This window comes from Lachnobacterium bovis (genome assembly GCF_900111325.1).
In the GTDB taxonomy this organism is placed as follows: Bacteria; Bacillota; Clostridia; order Lachnospirales; family Lachnospiraceae; genus Roseburia; species Roseburia bovis_A.
Map to the genome: position 1 here is coordinate 161,600 of NZ_FOGW01000005.1, position 23,818 is coordinate 185,417.

Below are 23,818 nucleotides of genomic sequence, written 5' to 3' on the forward strand. Positions count from 1 at the left end.
TCTATTAGAATAATCCAGTAATAACTCCATTATCATCTACATCTATATTATTAGCAGCTGGTTTTTTAGGTAATCCTGGCATAGTCATAACTGCACCATTTAAAACAACAACAAAGCCAGCACCAGCAGAAACATATACTTCTCGTACATTCATTGTAAATCCTGTAGGTCGTCCTAATTTTTTAGGGTCATCAGATAATGAATATTGAGTTTTTGCCATACATACAGGCATATTACCGAATCCTAATTCTGTAATTTTTTTAAGTTCTCTTTCGGCAGCTGCAGAATATGTTACATCTTTAGCACCGTAAATTTTTTGTGCAATAGTTTGTATTTTGTCTTTTAATGATAATTCATCATCATATAAAACTTCAAAGTTACTTTCTTTATTTTCTAAAGTATTAAGTACTTTGTTAGCGAGATTAATTCCACCTTCGCCACCTTTTTCCCAAACTTCAGAAAGTGCGAAATCACAACCTCTTTCTTCGCAGAAATTCTTAACAAATTCTGTTTCTTTTTCTGTATCAGTTACAAATGAATTTAATGTAACAACAACAGGAACTTTGAATTGTTGTAAATTTTCTATATGTTTTTCTAGGTTAACTATTCCTCGTTTAAGAGCATCAAGATCTTCATGAACTAAATCATCTTTAGCAACACCACCATTATATTTCAATGCGCGAATTGTTGCAACTAATACAACTGCATCTGGTTTTAAACCAGACATACGACATTTAATATCAAAGAATTTTTCTGCACCTAGGTCTGCACCAAATCCAGCTTCTGTAATTACATAATCTGCTAATTTAAGTGCACATTTAGTTGCTCTAACAGAATTACAACCATGAGCAATATTAGCAAAAGGTCCACCATGAACAATTACTGGTGTATGCTCTAAAGTTTGAATTAAGTTTGGTTTAATTGCATCTTTTAATAATGCTGCCATTGAACCAGTTGCATTTAAATCTTCAGCAGTAACTGGTTTACCATCAAATGTATATGCAACAATAATTTTACTTAATCTACGTTTTAAATCATGAATATCTTTAGCTAAGCAAAAAATAGCCATTATCTCTGAAGCAACACTGATAACAAAATGATCTTCTCTAACCATACCATCTGCTTTTCTACCTAATCCAACAACAACGTTTCTTAAAGATCTATCATTCATATCTAAGCATCTTTTCCATACAATTTGTCGTGGATCAATACCAAGTTCATTACCTTGTTGTATATGATTATCTAACAAGGCAGCCAAAAGATTATTTGCAGATGTTATTGCATGAAAATCTCCTGTAAAATGCAAATTCAAATCTTCCATTGGAACTACTTGAGCATATCCGCCACCTGCAGCTCCACCTTTTATTCCAAAACATGGACCTAAAGAAGGTTCTCGTAAAGCTATAACTGCTTTTTTTCCTAATTTTCCAAATGCCTGACCAAGTCCAACACTTGTAGTTGTTTTTCCTTCTCCCGCAGGAGTAGGATTAATGGCTGTAACAAGAATTAATTTTCCGTCTTTATTATTTTCAATTTTAGACATCAATTCATCTGAAAGTTTAGCTTTATATTTACCATATAATTCTAAATCGTCTTCAGAAATATTTAATTGTTGTGCAACCTCCTTAATAGGTAACATTTCAGTTTGTTGTGCAATTTCAATGTCGCTTCTCATTGTGCCAATTCCTCCATATATCTATAAACTATATATTCATAACTATTCAAAAGGAATAGTTATATACTAATGATTCTTTAAAGAAAGATATTCTTCTTTTGAAATAATAATCTTTCTTGGCTTAGTTCCTTCTTCAGGACCTACAATTCCTGCCTCCTCTAATTGATCCATAATTCTTGCTGCTCGATTGAATCCAATTTTAAGATATCTTTGTAACATTCCAATGGATGCTTTTTCCTTATCCATAACAATATCTGCAGCGTCCATAAAATATGAATCTCTATCATCTGAATTACCATTTGAACTAGATGAATTTGACCCATCATGTGATTGAACTTTATCTTGAATGTCTTGACTATATTCCGCAGTACCATTTTCATCTGTAAGAAACTCTACTACATTTTGAACTTCTTCATCAGAGACAAAAGCCCCCTGAACACGAAGTGGTTTTGGAATGCCTTGCGGATAAAACAACATATCACCTTTTCCTAACAATTTTTCAGCACCATTCATATCAAGTATAGTTCTTGAATCTACACCTGATGTAACTGAAAAAGCTATTCTACTTGGCATATTAGCTTTAATCAAACCTGTTATAACGTTAACTGATGGCCTTTGTGTAGCAATTACTAAATGTATTCCTGCAGCACGCGCAAGTTGTGCCAATCTACAAATTGCTTCTTCTACATCATTAGATGCAACCATCATTAAATCAGCAAGCTCATCAACAATAATAACGATTTGTGGCATTTTTTCATATATACAATCCTGAGATTTTTTCTTTTGTTTTTCGACAAAACGATTATAACCTCTAATTTCTCTAACTCCAGTCTCTGCAAATTTATTGTAACGTTCTGTCATTTCTGCAACAGCCCAATTCAGTGCGCCAGATGCCTTTTTAGGATCTGTAACAACTGGAATTAATAAATGTGGCAAACCATTATAAACACTAAGTTCTACAACCTTAGGATCAATCATAATTAATTTAACATCATCTGGTTTGGCTTTATATAAAATACTCATAATAATGGTATTAATACAAACTGACTTACCTGAACCAGTCGCGCCTGCTATCAAAACATGTGGCATTTTTGAAATATCTGCAACTTTAGTTTTTCCGGCAATATCTTTACCAACTGCAAAACTAAGCATAGACTCTGCTTCAGAAAACTCTTTTGATTCAATTAGTTCCCTAAATGAAACCATTTGATTTTCTTTATTAGGTACTTCTATACCTACAGCTGCTTTGCCAGGAATAGGAGCTTCTATTCTAATGTCAGATGCAGCCAAATTTAATTTTATATCATCTGCAAGATTAACAATTTTGCTAACTTTTACACCCATTTCTGGTTGTACTTCATATCTTGTTACACTTGGTCCACAACTAATATTCGTAACTGTAACGTCAACTCCAAAATTTTTTAATGTCAATTGTAACAATGCTGCAGTCTCTCTAAGAGAAGATTCATTGTTAGAATTCTTTTTAGTTTTGTTTTTTTTAAGCAAATCAATAGGTGGAAATCTATATTCTTTTTTAGAATTTTCAGATACATCTATTTTATCAAGTCCTGTATCTTTTCCACTTAAGACACTAGACATATTATTGAAAATTTGTTCATTGTTATTATTAGATAAATCAGCTTTTGATGATGAAAAAATATTCTTTTTTTCATTATCATAAGAATTAGTATCTGGTTCATTATTTTTTGATGAAACACTAGCAAAATCACCTTGTATAACAAGATTATCATCTAAGATTAAATCAGCTTTTTGAGGATCAGCTGGAAAAACAGCCTCTACTTCTGACTGAACCTTACTTATAACTTCAGGTAAATTACCCATTTTTACCTCTTCTAATTCATCACTTGAAGCGTTTTTAAGATTGAAGGTTTCATCTAAATCGTTATTTTCTTTAGAAAAAGGTTTAAGCAACGTATTCATACTTACACCTTTAACTTTGTTATCACTTCTAAGTTTTGAAAGCTCCTTTTGCTCTTGTCTAAACTCTTGGTATTTTATACTAGTATTTTTTGCCGATTCATAAACTTTCTTTCCGCTTTTTTTAAATTTTTTCATTACAGACTTACCCGTAATAAAAATAAGTGAAATAATAATCATTATAAAATCAATTATATATGCACCTATTAAGCCAAAAGCCGGACATAAAACACATTCTAATATTCCACCAATTAATCCACCACCTAATCTATAAATTGTTCCATATTTATAGGCTTCATATGGTGATTTTAACGAATCTCCATTAAAAAGCAGAGTCATAAACAAACACACCATAATAATAAATATTATAGAGCCGATTAATTTGATTTTCGCAGTTGTATTTCCTCTATTAGATACAACAAAAAAACTACCAATTAATAATAATATTGGGAAAATATATGCAATAAGGCCAAACATGCCAAAGAAAAAATCACTAATTATTTCTCCAACTATACCGCCAATATGAAAATTACTTATGAATAATAACGCCGAAACTGCGATTATCCCCCAAAGATATACTTCTTTATAAAAAAGATCATTCTTTTCTATTCGTTTTTGAAGTTCTGCCTTTGAAGGTCGACCACGTTTTCTTTTATTGTTAGAAGATGTTGCCTTCTTTGTTGCCATGACTAACCTCCTACTAGGAATCAACTTCCTTTTTTACACTCACTAAATATAACATATTTAACTGATTTTGTCATTAAAAAAGATGAAAGCGCAAAACTTTCATCTTTCTTATAAGTATAAATTATAAATAAAAAATTATATAATTTTTATATCGCATTCACCAAGCAAACATATATCAGTCAATCCCTTAGGAACTGATACTTTTGCGCCTTTGTACAAAACGCTACTATTTAATATTGCATTTCCTTCATATACAATAAAAGTTAATCCTTCTTTTATACAATCTATATTATCATTAATATAGATTGTGTTAAATTTTATTGTCTCATTTTCTGATAGACTCATATAATCATTTGTTTCACTTACATCTTCTACAATAATTTCGTTTGATTTATCATTTATACTCAAACATTTACCATTCGATTCTATAACATTTTTATACCAAAAAGCAGAATCTTTGATAATTCTTTTTTGATTCCTATAATCAACATAAACAATACCAAATCGTTCATCAAAACCATTTGCCCATTCAAAATTATCTAAAATTGACCATAAGAAATAGCCTCTAACATCAGCACCATCATCTGATGCTTGCTGCATCGCACTTATATATGAATCTAAAAAAGTGATTCTATTTGGATCATGTACTTTTCCGTCAGCAGAAATACTATCATGACAAGCCATTCCATTTTCTGTAATATATAGTGGTAATTTGTATTTTTCTGACAAAAATTTAATACCATAATAAAATGCACGCGGCGTAATAGGCCATTGAATACTTGTTTTTGGAAAACCTGGGTATCTTTCTACTCTCTCGTAATATGAATTATTTTTGCTATTTGTTAAAGCCTTAATTTCATATCCGTTATATATGTTTTGACCAATAAAATCAAGTGGCTGATTAACTAATTCTAAGTCTTTTTTCATTTGCTCAGGACTGATTTTAGGAAGATAATTTTTAAATTTTTCTAATCCCTCTTTAGGATATTCCCCTAATACAACTGGGTCTAAAAACCACGATACATTCCATCCCCAATTATCAATATCATTTTCGAAGCCAAAATAAACTTTTCGTGCAGCTTCTATATCCTTAGGATCATCTGTTGAAGGATAAGCAACTCCACAAGTAGGTGCATATCCAATTTTAATTTCTTTTTTTGAATATTTTCTAAGATTTTTTACAGCTAATCCATGGCTTTTTAACAAATTATGTGCCATTTGAAGCGTTTCTCTTATAGGCATTTTAACACCAGGCGCATGAATTCCAAGGGAGTGCCCCAAATTTATTACACATTGTGGTTCATTAATTGTGAAAAAATTAGTACATAAATCGCTGAAATTTTCTGCTACAACTTTTGCATATTCTCCAAACCATTCAACACAATCTGGATTAAGCCAACCGCCTTTATCGAATAAAGCTTGAGGATATTCCCAATGAAATAAAGTTATATATGGAGTTATATTATATTTGTTTAATAATTCCAATACCTCTCTATAATAGTTAATGCCTTCCTGATTTATTTTTCCAGTTCCATCTGGTATAATTCTTGCCCAATTCAATGAAAATCTGTATGCTTTAATTCCCAAATTAGCCATCATAGGAATATCTCTTTTATATTTATGCAATTCATCACATGCTACATCTGCATTATGTCCACCAAAAATAGTTCCTTCTTTTTTTATAAAAGTATCCCAAACACATTCTCCTTGTGGAATTTTTTCATCTTTTCCTTCTATTTGGTATGAACTTGTCGCAACACCCCATACAAAATCATTTCTTAACAACGTATTTCCTCCTTAAACCCAAAGCATTATAAATAAATATTAAAGCTACATTCAATTTTCAATAAATAACTGAATATAGCTTTATCTTTACATATTATTATATACACTTTTCCATCAAATAAAAAGCCTTATTATTAAGTTTCACTATTTACTTCTACCATTTTTGCAAATGCTTTCTTAGTTTCAGTTACTACGACTTTGCTTAAAGCAAAAATAGCAATCATATTTGGAATAGCCATTAATCCATTAAATATATCAGCGACAGTCCACACAGCACTTACCGTCATATATGGTCCTATAAATACTGCTAAAATATATAACCATCTAAAAATCTGAATTGTTTTTTTTGTATTAATATTTTTTTCTTTTACAAGATATTCTAAACATCTTTCACTATAATAATTCCATCCTAAAATTGTTGTAAACGCAAAGAATACTAAGCAAATCATTAAAATAAGACTTGAAATATTATTTCCAAATGGTAAGCCTTTTTGAAACGCATAAGTTGTCACTTGAACTCCTTCTAATTTTGGAACTTTATATGCCCCTGTAATTACAATGGATAGACCAGTCATAGTACAAATTATAATAGTATCAATAAAAGTTCCAGTCATACTAACTAAGCCTTGACGTACGGGCTCTTTTGTTTGAGCAGCCGCAGCAGCTATAGGTGCGCTACCAAGACCAGCTTCATTAGAAAAAATACCTCTTGCAACTCCTTTTTGAATACAAACAAAAATAGTTCCGACTGCGCCACCTGTAACAGCTTTAGGATTAAATGCGCCTTTGCAAATAGTTAAAATTGCTTGTGGAACCTGTGTTATATTTGAAACGATTAAAACAAACACAAATACTACATAGATTATAGCCATAAAAGGAACTATTATTTGACTAACTTGAGAAATTCTTTTAATTCCCCCTATCAAGACAAGAGCTACTGCAATTGATAAAATTAACGATGAAATAATAATTGCTATAGAATAATTTCCAATTATAGGAAGACTCAATGTATGTTTATCTAGTGGATCAAATACATTTTTTACAGCTGATGAAATACCGTTTACCTGGCTAAATGTACCAATTCCAAACAAACCTACACATACTCCAAAAAATGCGAAGATTTTTGCTAACCATCTAAATTTTATTCCCATTCCTCTTTCAATATAATAAAATGGACCACCAAGTACATGACCTTTATCATCAACAACTCGATATTTAATTGCAAGTAATCCTTCAGCATACTTAGTAGCCATTCCAAAGAAAGCTGCAACTAACATCCAAAATAAAGCACCTGGTCCTCCTGTACCTACAGCTGTAGCAACACCTACAATATTTCCTGTACCAATAGTAGCAGAAAGTGCGGTACATAAAGCACCAAAAGAGGTAATTTCGCCATTTCCCCCCTCTTCATTTTTTATCATCCATTTTAAGGCTAATGGTAATTTTCTAATTTGTAACAAATAAAGTCTAAAAGTTAAAAAAATTCCTCCCGCAAGTATTAGAACCATTAATGGGGGTCCCCAAACAAAATTGTCAATTTCTTCCAAAACGCGATTTATTGTATTTAGCATTTTATATTATAACTCCTTTTCTATCTATAGTTTTTTATTCTATTACGTGTCCGTCTCAGACATACAACTTTATTTCTAGCACGTACATATTAAGCATAATCGCAGTTAACTAATAAGTCAATAGGATTTAAATAAGTTATTTATTAATTTTACTTATAAATATATTTAATAAAACAAAAAAGGCAATAAACTTTAACTAATACGTACTAGTTAAAATCTATTGCCTTATAATAAATAAATTTAACGTCAAATTTATTTTTATAGTAACATTTTGTATTATATTTTAGAAATTTTATCTGTCACCAATTAAATAATTATACAAACCTTCATATCTGAATTTTGATGCATTCCAAGAGAAATCTTTAGCCATTCCTCTGTCAACCATTTGATTCCACTGACGTTTTCTATCATAATATATATGTTTAGAATAATTAACAATTCCAAGCATCTCATGTGCGTTGTAGTTAGCAAATGAGAATCCATCACCCACGTTATCATATTCATTAAAAGGTTGAACTGTATCTTTTAAACCACCTGTTTCACGAACAATTGGTACTGTTCCATATCTAAATGATATTAATTGTGTAAGACCGCATGGTTCAAAACGAGATGGCATCAAGAATGCATCGGCAGCGGCATACAATTTATGAGCTAAATCATCTGAATAACAAATATTAGCAGAAACACGATCTGGATATTTCCATGCATATTGTCTAAACATGTTCTCATATTCTCCTTGACCTGTTCCAATTACTACAAATTGTGTATATTCATCAACAAGATTGTCCATAACACAATTTATCAAATCGAGTCCTTTTTGATCTGTCAAACGAGAAATAAGACCTATCATATACATCTTTTTATCAACTTTAAGTCCAAGCATTTCTTGTAGTTTTGTCTTATTTATTGACTTTTTCTTTCTAAATGACTCTGCATCGTAATTAGAAAAAATCTTAGGATCTGTTGCAGGATTATATGCATTATAGTCAATACCATTAACTATTCCTTGCATGTCGAAATGTCTTGCCGCAAGTAATCCATTTAGACCTTCACCGTAATACTCTGTCTGAATTTCATTGGCATATGAATCACTAACAGTAGTAATATAGTCTGCATAAACCAATCCACCTTTTAACATGTTAGCATCCTTGTTAAATTCTAATTTATCAGGAGTAAATAATGATTTATCAAATCCTGTTAAATTTGCCATGGTCTTTGTATCCCAAACTCCTTGAAATTTAAGATTATGAATTGTAATAATTGATTTAATTCCCCAGAAAAATGGATTACCCATAAATTCATTTTTAAGATATACAGGAATAAGTCCTGTTTCCCAATCATGACAATGGATTAAGTCTGGTTGGAAATCAATTAATGGTAACATTGATAAAACTGCCTTATCAAAAAATACAAATTTTTCAATATCAAAACGAATATCACCATATGGTGACTGACAAGTGAAGAATTCTTCATTGTCGATAAAATAGTATGTAACCCCATCCATTTCATACTTTAATACGCCCACATACTTATCACAAATATAATTACCTGCACTCATATAAAAATGTGTTACATATTGAAACTGACTTCTATACTCCCATGGAATACAGCTGTAATTTGGTATTACAACCCTTATATCCCAGTTTTCTTTGTCAAATTCTTTTGGTAGCGCGCCACAAACATCAGCTAATCCTCCTGTTTTAATAAATGGCACACATTCAGATGCTGCAAAAAGTATTTTTTTCATACCCACTCTCTCTCTCCTCTTTCTATATAACTTAAAGTGTTAAGCATCTTACTAAAATATAACATTATATTAAAGCAAAACAACCCTCACTATAATAATACTCCATTTTGTTTGCAATTTCCACTTTAAATGATAAATTTTCTTTGTTTTTTTGAAATTATCATAAAAAATACAATTTTTCTATACTTTTCTGTTACCTTGGAATAAATTATAGTAAAAACTTGTTGTTTCATGTGTTAAATGAAAATATTCAGCCATTGAGGATGATTGATATTCTTTATAATACTGGTTGAAATTCGCTTTAAATAATGCTCCTAATATATTTGTGGATATATTCGACAATGTTTGTGAACTATTTTTTCCTGAATATTTTATCCTATTATTTAATATAGCATCTCTAGAAGGTGAAAATGTAATAATTTTGCCGCAATGTACACCTATTGCAGATACAACATCTCCCTTTATTTCATAGCTAATTAATTCATGTCTTGCTGCGTAATTTTTCAACTTATCCATTGCTTCATTTTTAGTCCAAAACAATAATTTATTATATTTTAAACCAATACCATTAAAATATGCAGCTTTTTTTACTTCAATATTATTTTTAGCTAATTCTGCAGTTCCAATTTGAGCCAAATATCCTCCAAGTGAATGTCCTGTAACATAAATATTTGCATTAGGATATTGTTGTGCAATTCGTAATGCATACTTTTTGGCTTCAGATTCTTCAGAATGGTAATTAAAAATTCCTACTCCAATAATATTATTAATCCATTCTCCGTAAGCATCATCTGTTCCTCTATATGCAATTACAACATTGTTACCATTTTTAAATGTTGTCGCACTAAATTTTGTATCAATCATCGTTTCTTTATTCTCATAATCCACGATTTGCCACTCTGTTGAAATACCATTATCGATACCATTTGAGTTTATACTTCCGGCATTTAAAAAATAAACACGTTCTCCATCTTCACCTGGTCTGCGCCCTATATCTGAAGCTTTGTACATAGAACCAATCTTATTACTTCCATCTTCATAACTTAATCCAGCAAATATTGCTAAATCTCTGTCACAAACATCCCACTCAAAAGGATGAGGATCTTGGCTATTAATTAAGCCATCTTTGTCTTCGTCTGCATTTGGGTTTAGAGAATTTGCATTTTGTAATTTTACAATATTATTTTGTTTTTTGCGAATGGAAATCTTGTTTTCTTCTAAGGGATTTATTGAAAAATGACCTGTATTATCTAAATCACTATTATCAATTTCTGTTCCTCTTTTGATTTCTTCAGAATTTTTAACTCCATCATTGTCACTGTCTAAATCTCCATCAAAAGTTTTACCATTTGATTTTGCCTTAAGTGGATCGAGATTATTTGTCATCAATTCGGTATAGTCACTAATTCCATCATGATCAGAGTCAGCATTAGCCTTATTTAGATGATAATAATCCTCTAAGTAATTAATAACTCCATCATGATCAGTATCATTTTTATCAATCAATAACTTATCGATGTTTGTACCTTGAGATGCAATAAAATCAATCTGTGTTTCGACTTTATCATTCTTTTTTAATATTAGAATATTTTTACCCATTGTCATTGCCGGTTTATTAATAACAAATTTTTTCTTATTTGTTATAACATCTCCTTTGTCAAGTAAAATACCAGTATCGTCTTGGATTACATAAGTCATTTTTTCAGTCTTTTTTAAACTTTTTTTCATTTTTCCACTAAGTGATTTTAAGTTTTCATTCTCAACCAAAAATGAATTGAATTCATTTAAAAATTTAAGTTGATCATTCTCTAGTGAATAATTTTGTGTTTTTTTGGGGGTTTGAGTTTGTTTTGCCTCTACTTTTGTTAGATTTAATGGATTGTAATTGGAATATACTAATCCATTACTTTCTCCAAGGCATAGAGAAAGCATTAGTACTGAACATATGATTTTCTTTTTCATAACTTCTCCCTTCGAGTATGTCCACAAATTTACGTGAACTTTGTTTATTGTCCAATTAATGTCATGTGTAAAGTATAACTAATAATTGTTTGTTTTATATTTTACAATTATATAGTCTAATTTTCAATAAAAACTTTTAATATTTTATCAATTGGCGATAAACTTTTTCCCCTACCATCTGTTCCGTCAATATATTTCATACTTGCCGTCTCAAAAATAACGTAAACTTCATTGTTTCCATCTACATCAATAGACTCAGAACCAGGTGGCATTTCTATGTCTAATACAGTTTTATGTGGATTTGATGCCATCTGAGCAACATTTTTATATACTTTTAAATGTGAACCAATAGTTCTTCCGTAAGATGTACTTAAAACGACTTTTCCTTTATCAGTAAACGCAATTCCTTGAACCTGAGACGGTATCAAATAATTGCTTAAAGTTTTTAATCTATCTCCAGTGTAATAATATGCATATAATTTAGAATTAAATAATACATTATGTGTAACAATCCATAAACGTCCGGCATAATATGTAATACTTGAAGGTGTATTTACAACTTTGTATTTATCTACTACTTTTGAGGCATTAATAGTCTTTCCTCTTTTTTGTGATGCCATTAATTTAATAAAATCGTACGAAATACGTTCAATCGCCATATCGTGCGAATTACATATCCATACATTTTCACCATCAAATGCAATTCCACCAAGATGGCTATTAGGATCCATTCCTAGTGTAACAAGATATTCTAATGTTTTTTTATCAAAAACAAACAAGGATCCCATTTTATTTTTTTCACCAGAATATGAAGTTACTAAAATATAGTCATTTGTAATACAAATTCCTTGTGGAGTTTGATATTTACTGTCTATATACTTATTTTGAAAATCATATTTTCTTGTATTTGGCATGCCAGGTATTTTAATGTCAATTAATGAATAATCGCTGTATTTTAACCATGCCTTACTAGAATCATCAAAAATTGAAGATTTATATGAGAAATTTTGAATATTTTTTTCATTATCAATTTCAAGATTCCATTTGGCATATAAAGATAGATGATCTGGCATATCCTTATTAAGAATGTCAACTCTATGTGTAAATCCAACATCAAGATACCATCCATCAAATTTATAATTTAACGCCTGTAAAGGAGGTAGTAACTCAAACGGACAATTAGAACGTTTTATTTTTTTTAAGTTAAGTAGTGAGTTACTTCCTCTGCCTAAATGATAATCTATTGTTATATAATCACTTTTTTTCTCTTCTTTGGGGATATTATCTAAAGACTGCTTATGATGAAAAATTGGATCAATATTTTTTTTCTTTTCAATAATATTAAGTAATTCATTTGACTCTTTTTTTTCAGCAAAAACAGAGACTGTGTTACCAGTCTCTGTTTTTAATATTGAAACTCCTAAAACGCACATTATACTAATAATTATAAAAATAACTATGTATGTCGTTTTACTATGAAATATATTTTTTTCCCTTAAAAAATTACAAACTACTTTCTTCAAGTTTACTCTTTCTTTCTTCTATTTCTTTATTAGCGACTTCATCTGTTGCTTGCTGATATCTAGCAAATTCATATGAGAATGTTCCTGCACCACCTGTCATAGAACGAAGCACTGCACCATATCCGTAAATCTCTAAAGCCGGTACATCTACTTCAATATCTGTATAACCAGCTATTTCAGATGGATTCATTCCCATTACTCTTGAACGTCTCTTATTTAAATCCCCCATAACATCACCAGTATACGCGTCTGGAACCGTTACTATCATTTTATTGATAGGTTCAAGTAGAACAGGCTTAGCATCTAAAATTCCTTTTTTAAGTGCTTGTTTTGCAGCAATTTTGAAAGCCATTTCTGATGAATCAACTGGATGATATGATCCATCATATAATGTTGCTTTAATTCCAACTACTGGATAAGCTGCTAGAGGTCCTTTTTTTACACCTTCAGCAATACCTTTTTCAACTGCTGGGAAAAAGTTCTTTGGAACAGCTCCACCTACAACACATTGTTCAAAAATATATGACTGAGTTTCATCACCTGATGGTTCAAATTTCATCTTAACATGACCATACTGACCATGACCACCAGATTGTTTTTTATATTTAAATTCAACATCAGAATTCTTTCTGATAGTTTCTCTAAATGCCACTTTAGGTTTAGTTAATTCAATATCAACTTTATATCTTTCTTCTAATAATGATTTTACAACTTCTAAGTGTAAGTCTCCAATTCCGTATAATAATGTCTGAGAATTTTCACTATCGTTTACATTTCTAAGAGTGCAATCTTCTGCTAAAATCTTTTGCAAAGCCTGCGAAATCTTATCTTCATCACCTTTATTTACAGCTTTATAACGTCTAGCTGTATATGGTTTTGATAAAGCTGTTCTTAAAAATGCAATTGGTGTAGCCTTTGTAGATAAAGAATCTGTTGTGAGTGTTTTTTGTAATTTGGCAAAAGCACCTATATCACCTGCATGTAATTCTTTGACTTCTTCGACTTTATTACCACGCAAAACATATAATTTACCAACTTTTTCTTCAAAATCTCTATGATAATTATATAAAATATCATCTGTTTTTATAACACCTGAATTAACCTTAACAAGTGAATATTTTCCAATGAATGGATCAACTATTGTTTTGAAAACATAAGCTGTTTTTGGTTTTGAAAAATCATAATCTGCATCAAAAACTTCATTTGTTTTTGTGTAAATACCTGCACATTTTCTTTTATCTGGTGAAGGAAAATATTTAACAATATCTGTCAATAATGTATACATTCCCCTTGCTAAAACATTTGAGCCCATCATTACTGGCACAATTGAACCATCTAATACATTAACACGTAATGCCTGTCTGATTTCATCTTCAGAAAAATCATCGCCATTGAAATATCTTTCCATGAATTCTTCACTTGTTTCAGCAACTGATTCCATCAATGCATCTCTACAAATTGATAAATTATTTTTAGAATATTCAGGAACTTCTACGTGATCAACCTCACCCTTATCATTCCATTTCTTTCCAACTTGTTGAATAACATTAACATATCCAACAAACTCACCATTTTCTCGAATAGGTAAATGGAAAGGTGCAATTTTCTTGCCATACAAATCTTGTAAATCCTGTACAACCTGTCTGTAACTTGCATTATCAATATCCATATCTGTCACAAAAATCATACGTGGCAATTTGTATTTTTCACATAAATCCCAAGCTTTTTTTGTTCCTGTTTCAATTCCAGCTTTACCGGAGATAACGATAATCGCTGCATCTGCAACTGAAACTGCTTCTTCAACTTCACCTACGAAATCAAAATATCCTGGTGTATCTAAGATATTGATTTTACAATCTTGCCATGGAATTGGTATTAAAGAAGTTTTAATTGAAAATCCCCTTTTCATTTCTTCCTTATCATAATCACTAATAGTATTTTTATCTTCAACTTTTCCCATACGATTAGTAAGCTTTGCCAGGTAAGCCATTGCCTCAACCAATGAGCTTTTTCCAGAAGCACCGTGACCTAGCAGTACAACATTTCTGATTTTGTCTGTAGTATAAACATTCATCTAACATTCCTCCTGCTTGATTCCGTATTATTTAATTTTTCAAAACTTTATTATATAGTTATATTGTACTAATATACATTAAATTTTACAATAGTTTTATGCACTTTTTTCAAAATTAATTTTAATTTAATATTGTCCGCAGTATGCGCACACATGTGTATACAGTACAGATTTTTAATATATTTTTTATGAATTTTATTATTTATTAAAAAGAATAAACATTTTCTTTGTGCTTGCAGTACAAGTTTTTTTGTATTATTTGTTTTCAAAAGATATTTTATTGTATAAAAATAATGCTAGAATATAAGTATCAAAAGGAACAAAAGTATACAAAGTGAAACAGGGGGCGATTTTATGACAACACTATACACATCATTCAATTATGAACCAATTAAAAAAGTTACACCAGATTGGGAACGCAGTGAACGACTACAGTTCTGCGATCAAGGAATAAGAAAAAGTATAATGAGAAAAGCATTAAAATTGGCTCGTAAAACAAAATAACTATTAAATAAATTATCCCCTCTACGATGGTTGATATTCACTAAACGCTTTACCATCTGTAGAGGGGACTTTTTTATTTAGCATTTACTATACTACGTTAGCACTTCTTAGTATGTTAAGTATTAGTATGTTACTTCATAGGCATATTACACCTTAACAATTTACTACTTAATAACTTACTACGATTATAATGCACCATGTCGTTGTATTTCAAATTTAGACAACTCGTAGTCTTCTCCAAATTTTGCATTTTCAGGCAAACCTACCTGCTGTTTTAATATAGATAATTGCATCTGAACACCATCAATGTTCGCTTGATTAGGTAAAATTATTCCTTTTTTCCCATCCTTTGAAACAATTATTACTCCATATTTATTTTGATCTAATTCATCTAACAAATTAACTTTTTGCTCTTTATGAATTACATCAATAACAAAAGATAAATTTTTAATTTCTTTAGCTGTAATAGGCATAAATCTGACATCTCTAGTAGCAGCATTTATTGCATTTGCTACAATTTCATGTGCAATACTTTTTTGAATAGGGGAAAAAGAACCAATACAACCTCTTATATTATCATTGTTATAAATTGAAACAAAAACAGCTGCCTTTTCTTTAAAAAGATCAGAATCAGTATTTATTATTTCTTCGGCCACAACAATATCTTTAGTTTGTAAGAACGTTTCAACTGCATTTCTAGCCAATTTAATACATTCATCTTCAGAATCATATTTAGATATATCTTTTTTTATAACATCTGCAGAACCTTTTTTATCGGCTTCGAAGCCAGCAACTAAATAACCAACTTCAAATGGATTCTCGAAATTATAAATGTTTGATTTTATTGAATAATTTTTTTCGCCATTGTAATCTCCAAATGTACCGTTTAAAACAGCTAATGCTTTTACAACGTCAAATTCAGAAAAAGTATCCTTTAATTCATCTTTAAAAATATCATTTGGATTTTCTTTGATTATATCAAGAAATTCATCAGAAAAAGCTACATCCCTACTAGTATCACAACTTGCAATACAAACGACCTTTCTATCTAATTCATCTGATGCTTTTTTTATGATTTTTCCAAAAGTATAATGATCTTCCAATGATAAATTTGATAAACCTACATTAACAATATTGAAATCAACATATTTTTGGACTAAACAATAAAGCATGATTATTGTTGCATAATCTATTTTTTGATAATCAGCTTTTTCTAATCCAGCAGGAAAATCAAACTCTTTTGCAAGTCTATCAATATTTTTTTGTAATTTTATATCATATTCAGCTGTAAATTCAATTTCTTTTGCACCAAATTCTGACAAATCGCCTGTTTTCTTACCTTTAGAAAATATATGAATGTAATCAGAATAATATGGTGCTTTATCAGAAATAATAACTATTGTATCTGGCTTAATTTGAGCTATTTCATCTGTTATATTTGAAATAGCTTTTATAGTTGATTCTACATTTACCTCGTCTCCCTTTCCAATTTGAGGAATCATAATTGGTGGATGTGGTAAAATATAATTTTTAATAACTGACATTAAAAAACTCCTTGTCTACTAAATAGCTCATATATTATTTATATAAAGAGCACTACTTTATAATTCTTGCATGTCCGAATATACTATTTTTCCATTGCAAATAGTATATTTAACACGACCATATAATTTTTCTCCAATAAATGGTGAATTAGATGCTTTTGACACAAAATCTTTTTTATCTACTATCCAACTTTGTTTATCATCGAATATAACTATATCTGCTTTAGCACCTTCTGTCAAATGTCCAACTTCTAAATTATAAAATCTAGCAGGATTAATTGTCATTTTTTCTATTAATTGCATTAATGATAAATGTCCTGATTTAACCAAATTAGTTATACATACTGCAAGTGCTGTTTCAAGACCAATCATACCGCTTGGAGCTTCGGAAATAGATTTCATTTTTTCTTCCTTACTATGAGGTGCATGATCTGTAGCAATCATATCAATAACACCTTTTTTTAAGGCCATAATAAGAGCATCTTTATCTTCTTTTGTTCGAAGTGGTGGATTAACCTTTGCCATTGTTCCTTTTGTTAAAACAGCTTCTTCTGTTAATGCAATATGCTGCGGTGTTACTTCTGCATATACATTTGCCCCCATTTTTTTAGCTAATTCAATAATTTCAACTGAACGTTTGCTACTAATGTGTTGAATATCAATTTTATTACCAACTTCAAGTGCTAACATGCAATCTCTTGCCACTAAAACATCTTCTGCAATTGCTGGTGCCCCCTTGACACCTATCTTTTTAGAAATGGCACCTTGATTAACACCACTACTTCCGATTAATGCAGGATCTTCTTCATGTAAACTGATTGGTAAATCTAGCTCTTTTGCTTTTTTAAAGGCTTCTAAAACTAATTTTTCATCTTTAATTGGAATACCATCATCTGTTAGTCCAATTGCATTTGCCTCTTTTAAAGCTTTAAAATCGGTTAATTCTTTACCCTGCATACCAACAGTAACATTTGCAGTATTCAAAACATTAATTAATAGTGACTGTTCTCTTTCCACTAAATCTTTTAATACATTGGCATTATCAATAGGAGGCTTAGTATTTGCCATGCATACAACTGTTGTATATCCTCCTTTAGCCGCACTATTTGCACCCGTATGAATATCTTCTTTATAAGTCAATCCTGGATCTCTAAAATGAACATGAACATCTACAAAACCTGGAGCAATTACCAAATTATCAGCATCAATTACTTTTAAATCTTTTTGGTTATATTTTAAATCTAAATTTTCTCCAATTTCTTTTATTCGATCATTTTCAATTATAATATCCTGTTTTTTATCAATCTTATTTAAAGGATCGATTACTCTTCCGTTTTTTATTAAAATCATTATTTTCTCTCTATTCTTTTTTGTGTATGTTTAACAAAAACTACTGATTTTATAGGCTTTGTCAAACGGTTAATAAGTTACTTTTGTTATTTTCAGAACAATCTACAACGTATTATATTATAGCATAATTAAATGAAAATCCAAGAACAAACAAGTTAATTCATTAATACGTTTCTGTTTTATATTGTTTTAATGTTTTTCTAAAAAAGCGTCCATAATGCTTATCTTACTAGCTCTTTTTAGCAATTGTTCCTTATTAACTTTACAGTAAACCACTAAATTGTCAATTTCTTCCTTTGAAAAGCCATTATTTTTAATCACAACAAAATCCGGTATCCTAATTTCGACTTTTTTTTCATCTTCCGTAAACATTACATACACAATTTTTTGTTTGTTTTTATTTACAACGGAAGATATCATCATTTGTACATTTCTTTGTAAAAATGTTTCTTGGGAATTATTTTTATTTTTCATAAAAACCTCCTAAAATTCATACAATTTTAATGATTCACAACTAAAACTATGATTACTATTTGATAAGGTAATCAACAATTAATTACGGCTTTTAATATAAAAAGATTATTCACTTGTACAAAGGAAGCAAATCCTCCATATTTTTCTGCAGTTTCTTTGATATTTTTAGTTCCAATACCACTTTTAACTTGTTTCGTACTAATTGGCAATCCATCATCGTTAAATTTAGTATCAATTGCACAAGTGTTTTTTACTTCTAATTTTAATTTACCTGCATCGTAAACTAAAGTAACACGAATGCTCCTCTTTTCTTCTTCAACACGTCTTACTGCTTCATCAGCGTTTTCGATTGCATTTGCAATTATAGACGTCAAATCAATTGCATCAATTGCAATATTTTCAGGTACAATTGCCTTTACTTTAATGTCACATTTACTCATTTTAGCGTGAGAAACATATACCGTTAATAAACCATTTATTAATTTATTTTCACAGTAATTGGTATTATTTACATCTTCTAATTTACCATCAATTTGATCAAGATATTCTAATGTTTTGTTAATCTCTCCCTCTTTGATATAAGAACGTAACACTCTGTTAAAATGTCTAATATCATGTTTTAGCTTTCTAATAACAGTTTCATTTTCTTCATAAATTGTTATTTGTTCTTCCATTCGTTGAAATCTTTCTTTTTGTCTAAATGCTAGTTCTGATTCTGCCTCTTTTCTAAACAATTGATAACAAGTCATTTTATATTGAATACAAGTTGAAACAATCATTACACACAAATAATTTATCGGATAAAATTTAACCATATTTGCTCCGTAATCTTGCACCATGTTCTTTACAGGACTCCACATAAATATTACAGCAAGAATCCATCCACCTAAAGATGCTAAATTTCCATAAAATATACCACCTGAAAAATTAGCAACAAACGGAATAATTATAATCCATAGCCAATAGGCATCCATTCCAAAATCCATATGTCTTTCCATCCAAAATTGATATCCTAAAATAAGATATAATCCTGTTAATGTAGAAAATAAAACAATTATATGTTTTTTTGTTTTTTTTAAAATTATATCATTTAAGAGAAAAAATACTCCTAAACCAAAATAAATTAATCCTATTTTAAACTCTCCTGCAGAAATTGGTGCAATAATCAAAGAAAAACATATCAATGACATTATTTGCAATAACATATTTATCGCAGATATTTTTTGACGCTGAATATATGGATCTTTTTCAGCTAAAAAAATTTGTTTATATGTGTATCTTTTTTTCATAACTTAAGTTTATTTCTCCATCCTTCCTTTAATACTATGCTCTATTATACACTTTTTATTGAACATAATATATAAGTTTTTTCTCATTATTGCCTACCATATCAGATTCTTTATTAAACGTAACCTGTCTAGTTTGGATTTTATTGATTAAAGTTGTGACGCAATCAGCATCATCAGGTACGAAAATTTTATTTATTTGAATTTTTAAATAAACTGTTATTTTTTCGTACTTCCAACCATTCTCGAACATTTGTTTAATTTCGTTTTCTATTTTATGAATTCTATAGTCAGTATGCTTTCTTATAAGTACAGCAAATACACCATTATCTAAATCATAAACAACTTCGTCATCTGCAATAGAAACAAGTTTTACTCCGATTTCTTTAAGCATTTTTTCAGTATTAGGATTTCCATATCTTAATTTTACTCTATCAAAATCAAGAATCTTAATTCCAAATACAGTATATTCTCTATTTAAATTATAATAAATTGAATTATCTTCCATAAACGCAGTTTTATTATAAATGTTCGTTATAGGATTTATAACATCAAATCCATCCTCTGTACAAAATAAGATTGCCCCAGATGTAATTGCTTCTGCAAAAAGTTCGATTAAAACATCAGGGAAGAAAAATTGATACATTACTGAACCAATACTAAAAATAATCAACATATATACTGAAATTCTCTTACCTATAGGAATTGCAGAACCGTATCTTAAAAGATAATATATTCCTTGAATTACATAAAAAAATTCACAAACATAAATCACATAAAGCATAGGTCCTCTATGATATTCTAAATGATTATCTATTGAAAATACAAAATGATATATTCCATTTACAGACAATAATCCAACGATTATTGATATAGGAATAGCAATACAAAAATTACGCAATTTATCATATTTTTCCTTCAAAATGACACCAGATAACAAAATAACATATACAATAGACATAAATGGAATTAAACTATGTGTCAAATTGTAAAAAGAAGTAAACGTACATATAACTATTTTATCATAGTTTTTATTCATTATCGCTGTTGCGCTTAAAATATCAAACATACATGAAAATACGGCCAAAATAATCTGTGTTAAAAACACTTTGTTATAATTTCTTTTCATATCTTTTCTATTAACTAGTATATATATAGAAAAAACATTAATAATAATCGCACACAAATCAAAGTTAATATTATACTTCACAATTTTTGCCTCCAAATTCGATTTACATGAGATATTTTAGCTAATTTATAAAAATATTTCAATACTAGAAGCTTTCTACTTTGTGACAAAATTGTCAATTACAAGGTTTTTAATAATATATTGATACGTAAATTAAATACTAGAATGTTAGCATAAAACGACAAAATGAGAGGCACCAAATTGGTTGCTCAATTCGGTGCCTCTCGAGGAGTTTAGTTATGAAAATGTTTATTTAATAAAAAGGGAATAATTGGGAGAAGGAATTGCTTCCTTCACACTAACTATTATATGCACTAAATATGGACAAAATATGTCTTATTTAGAAAAGAACTATAAAAAACTATAAATAATAGTTTATTTTTAAGCCTATCTTACTCCCTTTTCAAGTTCGTCTGGGGTAAAGGCTCCTGGGAATAATTCTCTTAAAGTAAATTCTTTATAATCATCTTCATCTTTTGCAAGATAAATCATAAAATTATCTAAATCACAAAACTCAGCCATTACTTGTCTACATACTCCACATGGATACAAATAATCATCTGCATCTCCTGATATAGCAATAGCTTTAAAATCTTTAAAACCTTCTGATATAGCCTTAAAAAAAGCTGTTCTTTCAGCACAATTAGTTGCTGTAAATCCAGCATTTTCTATGTTACATCCTTGAAAAATCTTATTATCACTTGTAAGTAATGCTGCACCAACTCTAAAATGTGAATATGGTGAATAGGAATTTTCTTTGGCCTCGATTGCCTTTTTACATAATTGTTTAATTTCTTTTGTATCCATTTTATTGCTCCTTTATATAAAAACTTTAAGGTATTTATTATATTTTCCTTTTATTTTTATATATTATACCATAAAATACTGCATAAATTACATTCAATATTATATAGTTGCACTTTTAGACTTTATTATGTTAAAATATAAGATGAAGATGGAGCGTGAATGAAAATTTTATTTTATAGGAGGTTATTTATGGGAACAAATCAATTCTATGAACTAAATCCCACTATCGAAGAATATGTTACTCGATGTAAAAAAACTTCCACTATTGATTTAGATCTTTATAGTAAATATGAAGTCAAACGAGGACTTAGAGATTTAAACGGTCGTGGTGTTCTTGTAGGTTTGACTGAAATTTCTGATGTTTGTTCAACAAAAAAAGTTGATGGTAAACTTGTTCCTACGGAAGGTTCATTATTTTACAGAGGGTACAACGTTTTTGATATTATAAAAAATCAAAAAGATTCTAATCATTTTGGTTATGAGGAATGTGTATATTTGTTACTTTTCGGGGAGTTACCTACCCCACAGCAATTAAATGAATTTGCGACATTATTAGCGACATATCGTACTCTTCCAACAAACTTTGTTCGAGACATTATTATGAAGGCACCAAGTAAAGATATGATGAACACTCTTGCTAGAAGTGTACTTACATTATATTCGTATGATGAAAATGCAGATGATACTTCATTGACAAATGTATTGCGTCAATGTTTAGAACTTATAAGCTTATTTCCCCAACTTTCAGTATATGGTTATCAAGCGTATAATCACTATCATGAAGGTCAAAGCTTATTTATTCATCTTCCTAGAGAAGATTATTCAACAGCAGAAAATATACTTCATATGCTACGACCAGATTCTAAATTTACACCATTAGAAGCAAAATTATTAGATATTGCTTTGATTTTACATATGGAACATGGTGGTGGTAATAATTCGACATTTACAACTCATTTGGTAAGCTCTTCAGGAACAGATACCTATTCTGCTATTGCTGCTGCTATTGGCTCATTAAAAGGTCCTCGTCATGGTGGCGCAAATATTAAAGTTATGGGCATGTTTGATGACTTAAAAGAAAATGTAAAGGATTGGAATGATGATGAGGCTATTGCTGATTATTTAACACGCCTACTTCATAAAGAAGCCTTTGATAAACAAGGATTAATATACGGTATGGGACATGCTGTATACTCGCTTTCAGATCCTCGTGCCGTCATTTTTAGATCCTTTGTCGAACGTCTTTCTGAAGAAAAAGGACGTTCAGATGAATTTAAACTTTATTCAATTGTCGAACGCCTAGCACCACAAATAATTTCAAAAGAACGAAAAATTTATAAAGGTGTAAGTCCAAATGTCGACTTTTTTAGTGGATTTGCTTATAATATGTTAGATTTACCAGTTGAATTATATACTCCAATTTTTGCTATTGCTAGAATTGCAGGATGGAGTGCTCATCGCATGGATGAACTTATATATAATAACAAAATTATGCGTCCAGCTTATAAATATGTTGGACATCATAGAGAATATCCAACAAAAAGGAAACCTGATTAAGATTTAAAAGGTTAGAAATGATAGTTAATTCTATTATTTTTAGCCTTTTATTTTTTTATAATTCAAATAATTATTAAAGCCCTTTATTTTTTTGAAAATTTTTCGATATAATCATTAGTACGGAAATTGTATTGCCATTTTTTTT

16 protein-coding genes are annotated in these 23,818 nt (G+C 29.7%); 2 read left to right on the forward strand and 14 right to left on the reverse strand.

Features of this window, described 5'->3' with window-relative positions; genetic code table 11:
- Nucleotides 1-4: 4 nt before the first annotated feature.
- The 8 genes from BMY79_RS02010 to BMY79_RS02045 all read right to left on the reverse strand — a co-directional run bounded on the left by BMY79_RS02010 (nucleotide 5) and on the right by BMY79_RS02045 (nucleotide 14,962).
- Nucleotides 5-1,675 carry a formate--tetrahydrofolate ligase gene (locus BMY79_RS02010; protein ID WP_022747854.1) on the reverse strand — a complete coding sequence of 557 codons (1,671 nt, stop codon included), beginning with the start codon at nucleotides 1,673-1,675 and terminating at the stop codon, nucleotides 5-7.
- A gap of 66 nt (nucleotides 1,676-1,741) precedes the next feature.
- Nucleotides 1,742-4,300, reverse strand: coding sequence for an FtsK/SpoIIIE family DNA translocase (locus BMY79_RS02015; RefSeq protein ID WP_074730350.1), 2,559 nt, complete (start codon nucleotides 4,298-4,300; stop codon nucleotides 1,742-1,744).
- A gap of 135 nt (nucleotides 4,301-4,435) precedes the next feature.
- Nucleotides 4,436-6,085 carry a GH1 family beta-glucosidase gene (locus BMY79_RS02020; RefSeq protein ID WP_074730351.1) on the reverse strand — a complete coding sequence of 550 codons (1,650 nt, stop codon included), beginning with the start codon at nucleotides 6,083-6,085 and terminating at the stop codon, nucleotides 4,436-4,438.
- Nucleotides 6,086-6,219: 134 nt separating this feature from the next.
- The gene (locus BMY79_RS02025; protein ID WP_022747858.1) at nucleotides 6,220-7,656 is read right to left on the reverse strand and encodes an alanine/glycine:cation symporter family protein; all 1,437 of its coding nucleotides are present in this window, start codon (nucleotides 7,654-7,656) and stop codon (nucleotides 6,220-6,222) included.
- Nucleotides 7,657-7,948: 292 nt separating this feature from the next.
- Nucleotides 7,949-9,403, reverse strand: coding sequence for a glycogen synthase GlgA (gene glgA / locus BMY79_RS02030; RefSeq protein ID WP_027421763.1), 1,455 nt, complete (start codon nucleotides 9,401-9,403; stop codon nucleotides 7,949-7,951).
- Between the two features lie 180 nt (nucleotides 9,404-9,583).
- A complete protein-coding gene (locus BMY79_RS02035; protein WP_074730352.1) occupies nucleotides 9,584-11,365 on the reverse strand; it encodes a Tle-like phospholipase domain-containing protein in 1,782 nt (593 codons plus the stop codon).
- A gap of 116 nt (nucleotides 11,366-11,481) precedes the next feature.
- Nucleotides 11,482-12,888 (reverse strand): hypothetical protein, encoded by a 1,407-nt coding sequence (locus BMY79_RS02040; protein ID WP_083383437.1) that lies wholly within the window; start codon nucleotides 12,886-12,888, stop codon nucleotides 11,482-11,484.
- Nucleotides 12,869-14,962, reverse strand: a complete 2,094-nt coding sequence (locus BMY79_RS02045) for an elongation factor G (RefSeq protein WP_022747863.1) — start codon at nucleotides 14,960-14,962, stop codon at nucleotides 12,869-12,871. Before BMY79_RS02045 ends, BMY79_RS02040 begins: the two co-directional genes overlap by 20 nt.
- 354 nt (nucleotides 14,963-15,316) lie before the next feature.
- Between BMY79_RS02045 and BMY79_RS12105 the strand changes: the two genes are divergently transcribed.
- Nucleotides 15,317-15,466 carry a hypothetical protein gene (locus tag BMY79_RS12105; protein ID WP_022747864.1) on the forward strand — a complete coding sequence of 50 codons (150 nt, stop codon included), beginning with the start codon at nucleotides 15,317-15,319 and terminating at the stop codon, nucleotides 15,464-15,466.
- Between the two features lie 185 nt (nucleotides 15,467-15,651).
- Here the strand turns inward: BMY79_RS12105 and amrA are convergent, their stop codons facing one another.
- The 6 genes from amrA to BMY79_RS02075 form a co-directional block, all read right to left on the reverse strand.
- On the reverse strand, nucleotides 15,652-17,010 hold the full coding sequence (amrA, locus tag BMY79_RS02050) for an AmmeMemoRadiSam system protein A (protein WP_074730353.1): 1,359 nt from the start codon (nucleotides 17,008-17,010) through the stop codon (nucleotides 15,652-15,654).
- Nucleotides 17,011-17,067: 57 nt separating this feature from the next.
- Nucleotides 17,068-18,360, reverse strand: a complete 1,293-nt coding sequence (locus BMY79_RS02055) for a dihydroorotase (RefSeq protein ID WP_022747867.1) — start codon at nucleotides 18,358-18,360, stop codon at nucleotides 17,068-17,070.
- 189 nt (nucleotides 18,361-18,549) lie between these two features.
- On the reverse strand, nucleotides 18,550-18,834 hold the full coding sequence (locus BMY79_RS02060) for a hypothetical protein (RefSeq protein WP_022747868.1): 285 nt from the start codon (nucleotides 18,832-18,834) through the stop codon (nucleotides 18,550-18,552).
- A gap of 71 nt (nucleotides 18,835-18,905) precedes the next feature.
- A complete protein-coding gene (locus BMY79_RS02065; RefSeq protein WP_027421760.1) occupies nucleotides 18,906-20,123 on the reverse strand; it encodes a sensor histidine kinase in 1,218 nt (405 codons plus the stop codon).
- Nucleotides 20,124-20,178: 55 nt separating this feature from the next.
- Nucleotides 20,179-21,330, reverse strand: a complete 1,152-nt coding sequence (locus tag BMY79_RS02070; protein WP_022747871.1) for a diguanylate cyclase domain-containing protein — start codon at nucleotides 21,328-21,330, stop codon at nucleotides 20,179-20,181.
- 366 nt (nucleotides 21,331-21,696) lie between these two features.
- On the reverse strand, nucleotides 21,697-22,116 hold the full coding sequence (locus tag BMY79_RS02075; RefSeq protein WP_022747872.1) for a cytidine deaminase: 420 nt from the start codon (nucleotides 22,114-22,116) through the stop codon (nucleotides 21,697-21,699).
- 189 nt (nucleotides 22,117-22,305) lie between these two features.
- On the opposite strand from BMY79_RS02075, the gene BMY79_RS02080 reads away from it, so the two are divergent.
- Complete coding sequence (locus BMY79_RS02080) at nucleotides 22,306-23,673, forward strand: citrate/2-methylcitrate synthase (protein WP_022747873.1); 1,368 nt, start codon at nucleotides 22,306-22,308, stop codon at nucleotides 23,671-23,673.
- Nucleotides 23,674-23,818: the final 145 nt, after the last annotated feature.